Origin of the sequence: Shewanella gelidimarina (genome assembly GCF_023283945.1) — a bacterium.
In the GTDB taxonomy this organism is placed as follows: domain Bacteria; phylum Pseudomonadota; class Gammaproteobacteria; order Enterobacterales; family Shewanellaceae; genus Shewanella; species Shewanella gelidimarina.
Genome location: NZ_JAKIKW010000012.1, coordinates 92,820 through 105,563, shown reverse-complemented (window position 1 = coordinate 105,563; position 12,744 = coordinate 92,820). Strand labels below are relative to the sequence as shown.

The window sequence follows — 12,744 nt, the reverse complement described above, 5'->3', positions numbered from 1 at the left end:
GTTAACGTCAATGCAAAGATATTGATGAAAATTAAAACAAGTAGAATCGGGGATTTAAAATATGAAGGGATCTACCCTTAAACCATTGGTTGCAGCCATTGCAATCACGCTCTCTCTTGGCGCATGCAGCAGTGTAAATAACAGCAGCGACAGCCAAATAGCACCTAATGTTGTTGCTCAGAAAATTATTGAAAACAATGCGGGCAATCCATTTTTTGCCCCATATGATACCTATTTTGGCATCCCTGATTTTTCTAAAATCAAAGCAGAACATTATTTACCGGCTTTTAAAGCAGGTATTGCACAGCACCAAGCTGAAATTCAAGCGATTATCGATAATTCAGATGCCCCCACCTTTGCAAACACTATCGAAGCGATGGAGTTTTCTGGTGAGCTAACAACTAAAGTCGCCAGTGTTTTTTACAATTTAACCGGTGCCGACACTAATGAGCAGCTGCAAGCTATCTCTAAAGAAGTGTCACCAATGCTATCAGCCGCAGGCGATGACGTATTACTTAACGACGCATTGTTCCAAAAAGTTAAAGCTGTTTATGACCAACGTGACACGTTAAACCTGAATGTAGCACAAGCAAAACTATTAGCTGATACTTATAAGTCGTTCACTCGTGGCGGCGCTAACCTAAATGATGCCGACAAAACAAAGCTACGTGCTTTAAATGATCAAATAGGCAAGTTAAGCCTAGAGTTTGGCGACAACTTACTTGCGGAAACCAACGCTTTTGAATTGGTTATCGACAGTAAAGATGATCTTTCTGGTCTACCTGAAGATGTTATCAGTATTGCAGCTCAAACAGCGACTAAACGTGGCCATGAAGGCAAGTGGGTATTCACCACTTCACGTCCCTCTATCACGCCTTTTTTAACCTATGCAGATAGCCGTGAACTTCGCGAAAAAATCTACAAAGGTTATGTTGAGCGCGGTAACAACAATAACGAGCATGACAACAAAAAAATCCTAGCCAAAATGGCTGCACTTCGCGCCGAGCGCGCACAGCTCATGGGTTATAAGACTCATGCACATTTTGTATTAGAAGAGCGCACAGCTCAAACGCCTGAAAATGTTTATGGCCTATTAAATAAAGTATGGCCAGCAGCGTTAGCTCAAGCTGAAGCTGAAGTTGCAGACATGCAGCAGTTAATTGATTCTGAAGGCGGTGATTTTAAGCTAGCAGGATGGGACTGGTGGTATTACTCAGATAAAATCCGTGTGGCTAAATATAGCTTTAACGAACAACAAACTCGCCCTTACTTCTCGCTAGAAAACACGCTCAAAGGTGTATTCTATACGGCTAACCGTCTATACGGCATTACCGTTAAAGAGCGTACAGATCTGCCAAAGTACAACGACGAAGTGCGTACTTGGGAAGTATATGACAAAGATGGCGAAATCATGGCTATTTTCATGGGCGACTATTATGTCCGTGACAGTAAGCGTGGCGGCGCTTGGATGAACTCTTATCGCCAGCAGTACAACATGAATGGCGTTGACTCTAAGCCTATCATCGTCAACGTACTTAACTACCCTCGTCCCGTGGGTGATGCGCCTGCATTACTGACATTTGATGAAGCCAGTACCTTATTCCACGAATTTGGTCATGCATTGCACGGCATGTTGTCTGATGTTAAATATCGTTCACAAGCAGGAACTTCAGTGCCTCGCGACTATGTTGAGTTTCCATCTCAAGTGATGGAAAACTGGATGACACAACCTGAAGTGCTAGCGCAGTTTGCAAAGCATTACAAAACAGGTGAAGTGATCCCACAAGAGCTTGTTAAGAAAATTCAAGCGGCGAGCAAATTCAACCAAGGCTTTGCCACTGTTGAATATATGGCCGCGACCAAACTTGATCTTGATTGGCACACAGTGACCGACTTTATGCCTAAAGATGCGGCTAAGTTCGAAGCTGAATCCTTAAACAAAATGGGCCTTATCAGTGAGATTGCACCGCGCTACCGCAGTACTTATTTCTCACATATCTTCTCAGGCGGATACTCTGCGGGTTACTACAGCTACCTTTGGTCTGACATTTTAGGTGCTGATGCATTTGAAGCCTTTAAAGAGAATGGTATTTTCGATAAAGCCACTGCAGACGCCTTTAGAAATAACGTGTTATCGCAAGGTGGCAGTGAAGATCCTATGCAGCTCTATAAGCAGTTCCGTGGCAAAGAAGCGGGTATCGACCCACTACTACGTAGCCGTGGCCTGCTAGCAAAATAACCGCCCACCTAGTGGTTGGCTAATTAAGTATTAGCATCAAAATCCGAGTTCTAGTCATAGAGCTCGGATTTTTTATGCTGGAGTTTTAGGATAAATTAAACAAGCATTGTCACAGTATAAATCAACCAAGTCCTTACCCAATTAAAGCACAACTTAGCGATAACTAATCATCGCTATATTTATGCTTCTCCTCAAAAAATGCGACTGGACTGCTCGTTTTCCAGCACATATCAATGTTGATCAAGGCTAGTACCTATAACGATAAAACAGTGGCAATCTAGTTTGATCATTTCTGGCACACTATTGGACAGAAATATTTTAGAGCTAAAGCTCTGGAAATAACTATTGGCATTAGGGAAAGTATTGCAATCGGATATACGGTAACGCCTTGCTAAGCGGAAAATAATGGTTGGCTATTATCGCGTAGCGATGGCCAACGGTTAATTTTCCGTTTCAGTGACTTGTTGACGCGTCTGCGCACGGCCTATCCTTATTCGTTATATTGTTATGGATAAATAACTTTTATTTTTGAAACCAGGCAGATATTTTCACCTTGAGAAGACAAGTATATATTTACCGAACCTGATTCAATTTCTAATAAAAGTGATTTTTTTATAGTACCCGTATATTTCCAGTCTTTAAATATCTCTTCTCAAACAAGTATGTATGACTTTGGCATTGCAAATATTTCAACAGATGGAGATTCACATTTACCTGTTATTGTAGAGGCTACAATAACAGGTAAATGTGAATCTCCATCTGAAAAAACTCACTCGATTGAGTGGGGTTTTATATACGTGTTGCGCTGTATTTAGTTGTATATACTAGCCTTTATCATGACATCCATTAAAATATTAAACGCTTCTTCGCTCTTATCTAGATCAATTGATGATGTCTCTGAAAACTTAGTAACCTTTACGCCGTCATACTTCTTAAACGTTGTGATATGCGTAAGTTTGCTATTTGCTTCTCTATATCTTAGACGCTCAAGATCGCCATATCCCAATGTTAAACGAGAGATAATTTCTTTATTATCGGTGCCGTCTACTTTGCCATATATGTTGCAATAGCCATTACCATTAGAAACAACATTAGTTGCAGCCGATATATCGCACCTATACTCATAATCTTCAGAGTCTATATTCTTTACTAGAATCCTTGCGGTAATGTTGTATGCGCTTTCGTTTGTATGAAATGAAAATGTATTTCCATCATCTGCAACAACGTTAATTGTTATGGCGTGATCAATTGTCTTATTATCAAAGTTAAATGATGTATCAATCTCGCACGAATACCCATCAGATTTGCATAGCGTCTTAGCTTCGTTGTAATCAATTTCTAGCGCCTTAGCCACCTTTTCAAGATCTTCATCTATAACAGGTTTACCTATTACTGGAAGAATAATTTCTTTTGGTGCAACTGGCTCAATAACCTCAATAACAACAGGTGTTGTTGGCATGATGATTACTGGTGGGATTGGCTTAATAATGGGTGAAACTATTTCAGGCATTTTCCTCTCACCTTCACCACCACAACCAATCAAAGCAAAAGATACCGCTGTAGCTACTACTATATTTCTCATCGTTTTATGTCTCTGTATTTAAATAGGTCTTGTCTTGCCTGATGTAGAGATCTTATCAATGATTAGCTCTCAATGATACATAGCGATACCATTGTTGGTATTATTAATCCTTTATAATCAATAGCATGTAACGAGATGCCGTCATTTGTATACAAAATATTATTAGGGCGTTATGAACAAATCAAAAGGCTTTACATTAATTGAACTTGTTATTGTGATTATCATCATTGGCATATTATCGGTAATGGCTGCGCCTCGCTTCCTGAACTTATCTAGCGATGCCAAGAAAGCAACGTTAACCACCTTTGCTGGAGCTTATAAAAGCGCTGAAACGATGAGCGCAATGAAAGCCAATCTAGATGGCGTTAATCCATATACAAAAAATGTTGTCACTACATCTGACAAGCTTGTTGATATGGCATATGGCTCTATCGTTCCAACTTATGCCAACGTATCAAAAGCGCTAGAATTTGATGGGATTATATTCACATCGTTCAAACCAACTCTAGGTTATGAGGTTCGTGTTTATCCTGCTGGAACTGACATTAAAAGCGGTGATATTCCTGATACTGCAACCTTCAACTCTACAACCATTGACGATTGACGATTGACGATTGCTATATTCAGGTTATAACAGGTAAAGATGGAAGTTTAGGAACTACGTTTAAAGAGTATTTCAAATACTGTTAGGTGGGCAGAGCAGCTAAACGATGATAGCCGCCTTTTCGCGGAGGCAACCGCTAGCCAGAAACGATCAAGCCCCCGTATATAGCAGGGGCTTTTTTTTGGTGCTAATTCTTATTTACTCGCAAATAGTTGGTGAAATTGAGGTCAATAACAAAGATAAAACTAAAGAGATTGTCCACAAAGCCATCCAACAATTAAGGTTGTACAGCACGGCTACAGTAATGGTAATAGGGCGAAACTTCGATGCGAATGAGTGTTCTTCTTGGGCGAGGCATCAATCCCTCCGACTAAATTACCATGATTTAGGCTTAGTCACGAAGGTGACAGGGAGTATTAACTATGCCTGTCCATATTTACCTAATGCTTACCTAGTGTTTACTTACGGTGATCGACCGTAGATACTTTTCTGATCTTGGTTCTCCAACCTTAAAGCGTCTCTCGCGGCAGCATCGCACAAGAACTGAATGAGTGCTGTATTCTATAGAAAAAGGCGGTACACATTGGCCTTTAATGCTAAATAGAGTGAATGATCATGATGACAAGATATAATCATTTATTAACAAACAAGCAGTGTTATTTATGACCTTTCCTAGTAAGTCTACTCATCTCAACGGAGAAGAGCCGGAAAAGTAACGCCAGCGGATATAAAGATACAGTTATCCCTTAATAATGGACAAAAATCATTCGCTAAGTTGTTGATGGACGAAAATAGCAAACTATTCTTGTCCGTTATTAATCTAATGGTTAGCTGACTACACCCATCCAAGTTGCTGCAGACTAATTGAATCATTCCATATTTTTGTCATATGCTTAATAAGTCCTCCTTCAAATTGCATTGCATAGACATAATCAGCCACGATAACTTTACCCGTCGGTTCACAAGGGCCGCCAGGTCCTGTTTGAGTTCCATGAAAGACAGCAAAAGCAGTTACACATTGACGCTTTTCGTCTGTTGAGAAACTTTTCAACTCATAATGACCATCAGGGATAGGTGTTAATAACCCTTTCATCCATTCTGTATAACTTTCAATATTGTGTATGTCGGTTAGTGCTGTTGCTTGCGCTGAAAATATTGCGTTGGAATGGCAGTATTCTTTACATCCTTCCCAGCCTTTACCTGTTTCACAGGCATCAAAAAACAATTTGGCTATCTCTGTAATATTACTCATTTTGTTTTCTCGATTAAATGAATTTAGGCTTTATGACTATAGTCCACGCTATAAAAATAGACACCTAAGCTTGGTATAGTACGCATGCACGTTCACCTCATTAGGCCAGTAAAAACGCGCATAGATAATCACCTGATTAATTTACCCTCATAAGATTAATGCCTTATGTTTAAATTCGCGCTGTTTACGCTTATCGCCTCTAATAATCCTGCCAGTATGGTCCATTTATCTAAGGACGGAACACCATTAGGACTAGGAGGGATACACCAAGACGTTGCCTTGCCTTACGATAATGGCGCAGCTCGATAGATCGACTTCGAATTCCATAAATGGGTTAACGCTTTTATCGTTAGCTATACTGTGCAGATAACTAACGCAATAAAATTAACCTACCTGTAACATCGTCAAATACAGAAAGCCGCTTAATGTAAGGTTTAAAATATGACAAAACTCCCTAAAATCGTCAAATTGTCCTTGGTCAGCTGCACTCTATTTGCACTGACACTGGGCAACTTGGCTAACGCTGACGATAGATTTAAAGATGTCGAAATAAAACCCATTAAACTCAGTGAAACAACCTACATGTTTGTCGGCTCTGGCGGCAATATTGGTGTGTCTGCAGGAGCCGATGGCATACTTATTATTGATGACCAGTTTGCACCACTCGCCGATAAAATATCTGCAGCGCTTAATCAAATTCAAGCTGGCGCGCCAAAATTCATTATTAATACCCATTACCATGGCGATCATACTGGCGCCAATGCCCATTTTGGTAAAAAGGGAACCATTATGGCGCACCACAATGTGTTAAAACGCTTGGCTTCAGACAGTAAAACGACAGCAGATGCGTTGCCGGTTATTACATTTGAACAAGGCATTACAGTACATTTTAATGGTGATGCTTTAGAGGTTCGCCATATGGGACCTGGCCACACAGATGGAGACAGTGTGGTTATATGGAGTCACGACAACATTGTTCATATGGGCGATCTATTCTTTAAAGATAAATTCCCTTATATCGATTTGAAAGCTGGCGGTTCAGTTGAGGGCTATCGTGACAATGTTGCAGCAGTATTGCGTGACTTAGACGCACAAACCAAAGTCATTCCTGGTCATGGTGCGTTAGCTAACAAAAGTGATTTAACACGCTTTAAACACATGTTAGATGCATCGATTAACTGGATGAAAGACCAAAAAGCATCAGGCCTAACCTTAGATCAATTAAAGGCATCAGGTATGCCTGAAAAATGGAAAGACTGGAGTTGGAAATTTATCTCTGAAGATAAGTGGATAGAGACCTTGTACCAAGGCCTCTAACATTAAAATCACTAATGCCCATTTAACCTATAAAGAGAATATCAACATAATATGAGGGTGTTAGCACAGCTAGCAGCGTTAAAATATTGTCATTCGTCAATTATATGGCGTATTATTTCACTGCTGACTTGCGATCCCTCCAATCCTTCCTAGAATTTAACCATTAATCATTCGCTATCACAGTACTGACACTGCATTCCTCTAGGGAATATCGTGAACAAATTCCAGCATGAAATAAATATCATTTATAGAGATATTTTGATACTCGATCTCACAAGTGAAAGGATTTGCTGCGGAGAAGAACTCAAACAATTTCATTGGCGCTGTTTCCATGCCAATACACTTTCGGCTGCCATAAAATCGTTGCAAAAATATAATTTTCATGTCGCTATAGCGCTGATATCAGCGACTCAGCTACAACGAGTATTGCATACTATAAACGCGCTTAATGAGGCCCAAGACAACCTCATATGGGTGGCTATATCGGTGGACTGCACGCTTGAAAATGATCAATTAGCATCGTGTTTACCCCGTTATTTCACCGACTATCATCATCTACCTATCGACTGGGAACACTTCAACCAAACATTAGGTCATGCCTATGGTATGGCGCGACTAAAGCAACAAAGTCCACCGCCAGTTAATCACCTTAATCATGAAAACCCGTTATTAGGTAACTCAAGCCTGATCAATACACTAAGATCACAGATAGCGAAGGTCGCTAAGGTTGATGAGGCGGTTTTAATCAGTGGAGAAACGGGCACGGGTAAAGGCCTGTGCGCACATTTGATTCATAGCCAATCAAAACGTAGCAATGGTCCATTCATTACCATCAATTGCGGGGCTTTACCTGCCAGTCTGATCCACTCAGAGCTGTTTGGCCATGAAAAAGGCGCCTTCACTGGCGCCGACAAACAATATATTGGCCACATAGAACGCGCTGAAAATGGCACTTTGTTTCTTGATGAAATTGGTGATCTCTCATTAGAGTCGCAAGTGAATCTATTACAGTTTCTGGAAGAGCACATCATTGAACGCTTAGGCGGCAGCAAAACCATTACCATTAATTGCCGGATAATATTCGCCTCTCATATTAACTTAGAAACCGCTATCGAAGAGGGTCGTTTCCGAGAAGATCTCTACTACCGGATCAATATATTACATCTTCATGCGCCGAGCCTGAGAGAACATAAAGCTGACATTACATTGCTCGCAAAGGAGTACCTTCATCAATATAGTCCTACCCACCAACCATACGCCCTTATGCCGCGATGGAGGCGATGCTTAAGTATGAATGGCCAGGCAATGTGAGAGAGCTTAAAAACCGTATACACCGCGCCATTATTATGGCCGAGAGTGAAAATTTAAGCGAAACGGACTTAGGGATCAAAGTTCCAAAATATCCGTCAGATGGAAGCGACATCGTCAACCTCGCACAGCATAGAGTTGAGATAGATACAGAACTGCTACTAGACGCTATCAAACGTAATGACCACAACATATCAGCCGCCGCGCGCGAACTAAAAATATCCAGAACGACATTTTATCGTCTCATTAAAAAATGCAAAATCAAACTCTAGTAATAGCAACCCACATTTATTTAGACATCGAGGATCGCGGCAATGTTAAGATATAAAAAACAATCTATTGTGTTAATCCTGACATCGCTATTTATTGTAGCTTGCCAGCCACAAGGTGACGCAAAATTAAAAGAGGAGATAAGCTCACTCAAGCAAGACGTTAGCCTATTGAAAAAAGATATCAGTCGCATAGGCAGCCAAGTTAGCGATATACATACCATCGCAATGAGCTCTCAAAAGCCTCAATATAAAACCTTAGCCACGCAAACTAACTTCAATGCAAACGGCAGTCTTCCATTACTGGGCAGCACGGCTTCACAACTGGCAATCATTGAGTTTTCTGATTACCAATGCCCTTACTGCAAGCGTTTCATCGATCAAACATTCGCAAAGATAAAGTCCAAGTATATCGATACCGGCAAAGTCCAATACCTGACTCGAGATTTCCCGCTTAATTTTCACCCAAAAGCTAAGGGTGCCGCTATTGCCGCCAATTGTGGCCTTAAACAAGATGCATACTGGCCAATGCGTGAGTTGTTGTTCAACAATATGAAAAATCTCGATGATGCGCTATACCAACAGACTGCTACAGACTTATCTTTAGATATAACTCAATTTAACGACTGCCTAGTAGATGAAGCTATTGCGAGTAAAATACAACAAGATGTCGCCTATGGATCCTCTTTAGGGATAAGAGGTACACCCAGCTTTATCATTGGTCGAATCGAAGGCAATCAATTGATAAGTCCACAACTTGTCGTTGGCGCGCAAAGTTATGAAACCTTCGCAGTTCTTTTCGATGAGCTGCTCGCAAAGCCTGCAACAAACGATTAATTAGCCACAGGCAAGAAGGCGCTATCGGTTAATCCGTTACAATATTAGATTGCACAATGCCAGTACAGTTCATATCAATCTCTTACTGGCAATTGTCCTATCAATAACTCCACATCAACGGTGTATCACCTTGATAACAGCTCAAATCGGTGACTGTAAAACCCGTTAAAGGGCCAGCCATTACCCCAGCCGCTTAACTACAGAGCTGCTATTTATAAAGCTCTATTGCACTGACTCTATGACTCCAGCCTGACTTTCACTATTACCCAAGCCAAACTGCCCCGCCGCTAATTAAATTTAAAACAGAGCTAAAGTAACGTCTACCACAACCCACAACCCGAATTATTTCCAATTGATATTTTCAACCTATTCTGCAAAACAACAATTGAGCCAGTCTGTTGACTCTGCATTACAACAGCAACTGTAACAGGCGTTACAGCGCCAATGTGAACAGCTTCAAAATCAAATCATTTACAAACAACCACTTAAGATAAATCTTCATTAGCCGCTGTTACATCAACGATACAGAAGTGCATTAAAAATGCAGCCGATTAAGTTGTTTAATTAACATATTCAATAACCTACCAAAACGGCCTAATGCTTGCTTACTCTTTAACCATAAGTTTGAAATTAACCTCACTGTAACCCAGTAGCAAACGCTTGTTTCAGCCAGGTAATCAGCCTTATCGGCAATATGCCAACCATGGCGCAACCATGCTTTTACGCCAAATATTGAAAAACCCCAAGCAACAACTTTGTTTAAAGTTGTTAATAAACAACAAGTAATTAGCACGTTTTATCCTTATTCACTTATAGGACGGTAAATATTATGAAACGATTTAGATGCAAACGACTTATCAGAGCGCTAGGTATTGCGCTGATAAGCACAACAGCCCTTTATGGAGTGACCAGTCTTAGCTCTGCCAACGCTGGCGCTTATGACTGGCTCGGTTTAGGTGAAAATCCAGAAAAATTCTGTATGGCAGATGCCTACCTACTCGAATCTGGTAATAAACTCAGCCAGGGTAAGCTCAACTGTACCGCTAATGACGTCGAGATCACCAACGTGACACCGACTGATCCTAGCGCAGAGTGTAACCTCGGAGACGTGTTCACCTTCAGTGCAGATGTGACGGTGCGAACCAATGCAAGCGCGCGTTGGGACACCACCTTCTATCTACCTTTGACAGATGCAAGTCCCCAAATCGTGCATGGACCAGGTCTTCGTGACTGTAGTATGATTTTACCTATACCGGGTAACAGTGGCGAGACTGCTGATGTTGAGTTAGACGGCGATCAATGTGGTGATATTACCAAAGCTTTCGGCCCAGATGAATACGTACTTGTGGGCGAATCTGTCACCATGCTGTGTTCGGATGAGGATCAGGACAATCGTGCCGACTTCACTTACTGTGCGGCCTGGGATAACCAGGAGCGGGATAACTGTACTACCGATGAAGATCCTTTTGCTGGGCAGATCCCAAGCACCCGATCTAAGTGTAATTGTGACACCTTTAATATTGATGTATTTATCAAACCTGCCGCACCAATGGTGGTTAAAACGCTAACTAGCGCATCATCATCGAGAAGTGAACCGGGCGGCACCTTTAGCTATTCGGTCAGCTTCACTAACCCTAATGCGCAAACCTCACTGTTTATTACATCACTAACTGATGAGATTGACATTGGCGGCGAAGGAACCTTCGACCAAACTGTGGATCTATGGAACGGCCTAGATACTGTCTTGCCTATGGTAGACGGCGTGTATTTGACTGCGACTAACTGTTCACAACCTGCTAACGGTGGTGAAATATTACCTAGTGGTTCATACAGTTGTGCCTTCACGGTGCATATTGTCGACCAAAACTTACCCAACGATCAAAGCCCTGAGTTCTATGACGACTTAGTGAAACTCGCGTTGCTTGATAAGAACGGTGATGCCGTCACTAACGGTGATAGCTGTGCAGCCATTCCAGGTAGCATTGAGGGCGATCATTGTAGTAACGAAATCACGGTGCAGATCACCAATCTGGCACCAACGATCACGGTGACCAAGACTGCCAACCCTATAGAAGTGTTAGAACCGGGTGCTAATGTCGACTTTACGGTAACCGTCGCGAATAATGCCGCGTTCTGGGATTCTCCACTGACTCTGACCGTGTTAAGTGACACCGTATTTGGTGACCTTTTAGCCGATGAGTGTTCTGCCGTGTCCACCACTATCGCCTTCGGCGGCACTTATACTTGTACCTTTACTAAGTTCATTGGCGGCGATGCCGGCGATCTGCACTCCAATACAGCGTCTGCAACTGCCATCGATAATGAGAACGATGTAGCAACCGGCAACGACTCAGCAATGGTCGATATCCGCGATGTGCCATCGATGATCACCTTGGTTAAAACTGCGACCCCAACCTCAGTACTAGAGACTGGTGACGATCCAGACAACTATAGCAATGTTAGCTATAACTTTACCTTTAGCGTTAACTCAGCAGGTGTGGATGACGTAACCTTCAGCAGTCTAACTGATGATATTTTCGGTACCTTAACCGGTGAATGTACGGTCGACAGCAAAAACGGATCGGCTATCGCTGACACCCCTCTTAGTGGCTTTGTGCTAGAGCCTGGCGAGTATGCAAGCTGTAATATTAGCAAGGGACTACAGGGTCAATTCGGTGATGATCCCCACGTTAATGTCGCCACCATCAGAGGTGTCGATGAAGACGATATGGACGTAGACGCATCAGATAACGCCACGGTGAACTTTACACCGCAAGCCCCTGATACGGATATGGCGTTCGCTGCGAGCATGTTAGTGGTGCTCGAACTAACCAATGCTGGTGTTGAAAATGTAACCTTAACTGCACTCACCGTACGTGGTGTCACTGTGGCTAACGGCAATGCACATCCAGCCTTTACTATCCTGAATGCCATCGGCGGGGAACATGCCGGCGTGGCATATTCAGCCTGTAGTATAGGAACGGTATTAGGTTACAGCGGCTCTGGCAGCGAAGTCTATAACTGTGCCTTTACTGTAGAGCTCAAGCCGGGTCTTGGAGATACTCTGCCTATCGCGTTTACAACACAAGGCGCATTAAACGGAATTGTTGTCACCGTAGAGGATGACGATGGAGCTGAAGTTGTTAACTTCATTTCAGCAGAAGTTAACATTATCGAGTAAGTAAAATGAGTCTAATCACTCAAATACTCACAATATGACAAGCTTGACCTAGCAAGAGGGCAACGGTTAGTCCCGTTGCCCTCTTTTATAACCAAACACCTCTCAAACAACTCCCAATTACCTTAATGATATAGCGCAATTGATAGCAGCTTGCC

Annotated in this window: 10 protein-coding genes; 8 read left to right on the top strand and 2 right to left on the bottom strand. The window is 42.1% G+C overall.

What is annotated here, in order from left to right:
• Nucleotides 1-61 precede the first annotated feature (61 nt).
• Nucleotides 62-2,239, top strand: coding sequence for a M3 family metallopeptidase (locus L2729_RS11965; RefSeq protein WP_248988481.1), 2,178 nt, complete (start codon nt 62-64; stop codon nt 2,237-2,239).
• A gap of 811 nt (nt 2,240-3,050) precedes the next feature.
• Here the strand turns inward: L2729_RS11965 and L2729_RS11960 are convergent.
• A complete protein-coding gene (locus L2729_RS11960) occupies nt 3,051-3,821 on the bottom strand; it encodes a hypothetical protein (RefSeq protein WP_248988480.1) in 771 nt (256 codons plus the stop codon).
• A 172-nt stretch (nt 3,822-3,993) separates the two neighbouring features.
• Here L2729_RS11960 and L2729_RS21695 point away from each other — a divergent pair, with 172 nt between their 5' ends.
• The gene (locus L2729_RS21695; RefSeq protein WP_283104218.1) at nt 3,994-4,425 is read left to right on the top strand and encodes a prepilin-type N-terminal cleavage/methylation domain-containing protein; all 432 of its coding nucleotides are present in this window, start codon (nt 3,994-3,996) and stop codon (nt 4,423-4,425) included.
• 835 nt (nt 4,426-5,260) lie between these two features.
• Here L2729_RS21695 and L2729_RS11950 read toward each other — a convergent pair.
• On the bottom strand, nt 5,261-5,677 hold the full coding sequence (locus L2729_RS11950; RefSeq protein WP_248988479.1) for an ester cyclase: 417 nt from the start codon (nt 5,675-5,677) through the stop codon (nt 5,261-5,263).
• Nucleotides 5,678-5,842: 165 nt separating this feature from the next.
• Here L2729_RS11950 and L2729_RS11945 point away from each other — a divergent pair, with 165 nt between their 5' ends.
• From L2729_RS11945 to L2729_RS11920, 6 genes are all read left to right on the top strand, one after another.
• Nucleotides 5,843-5,986, top strand: coding sequence for a hypothetical protein (locus tag L2729_RS11945; protein ID WP_248988478.1), 144 nt, complete (start codon nt 5,843-5,845; stop codon nt 5,984-5,986).
• Between the two features lie 132 nt (nt 5,987-6,118).
• The gene (locus L2729_RS11940; protein WP_248988477.1) at nt 6,119-6,994 is read left to right on the top strand and encodes an MBL fold metallo-hydrolase; all 876 of its coding nucleotides are present in this window, start codon (nt 6,119-6,121) and stop codon (nt 6,992-6,994) included.
• Between the two features lie 213 nt (nt 6,995-7,207).
• The gene (locus tag L2729_RS11935; RefSeq protein WP_248988476.1) at nt 7,208-8,305 is read left to right on the top strand and encodes a sigma-54-dependent transcriptional regulator; all 1,098 of its coding nucleotides are present in this window, start codon (nt 7,208-7,210) and stop codon (nt 8,303-8,305) included.
• On the top strand, nt 8,275-8,574 hold the full coding sequence (locus L2729_RS11930; protein WP_248988475.1) for an AAA-type ATPase lid domain-containing protein: 300 nt from the start codon (nt 8,275-8,277) through the stop codon (nt 8,572-8,574). The genes L2729_RS11935 and L2729_RS11930 overlap by 31 nt, the downstream gene beginning before the upstream one ends.
• Nucleotides 8,575-8,616: 42 nt before the next feature.
• Nucleotides 8,617-9,408, top strand: a complete 792-nt coding sequence (locus tag L2729_RS11925) for a DsbA family protein (RefSeq protein WP_248988474.1) — start codon at nt 8,617-8,619, stop codon at nt 9,406-9,408.
• Between the two features lie 829 nt (nt 9,409-10,237).
• The gene (locus L2729_RS11920) at nt 10,238-12,589 is read left to right on the top strand and encodes a COG1361 family protein (RefSeq protein WP_248988473.1); all 2,352 of its coding nucleotides are present in this window, start codon (nt 10,238-10,240) and stop codon (nt 12,587-12,589) included.
• Nucleotides 12,590-12,744: the final 155 nt, after the last annotated feature.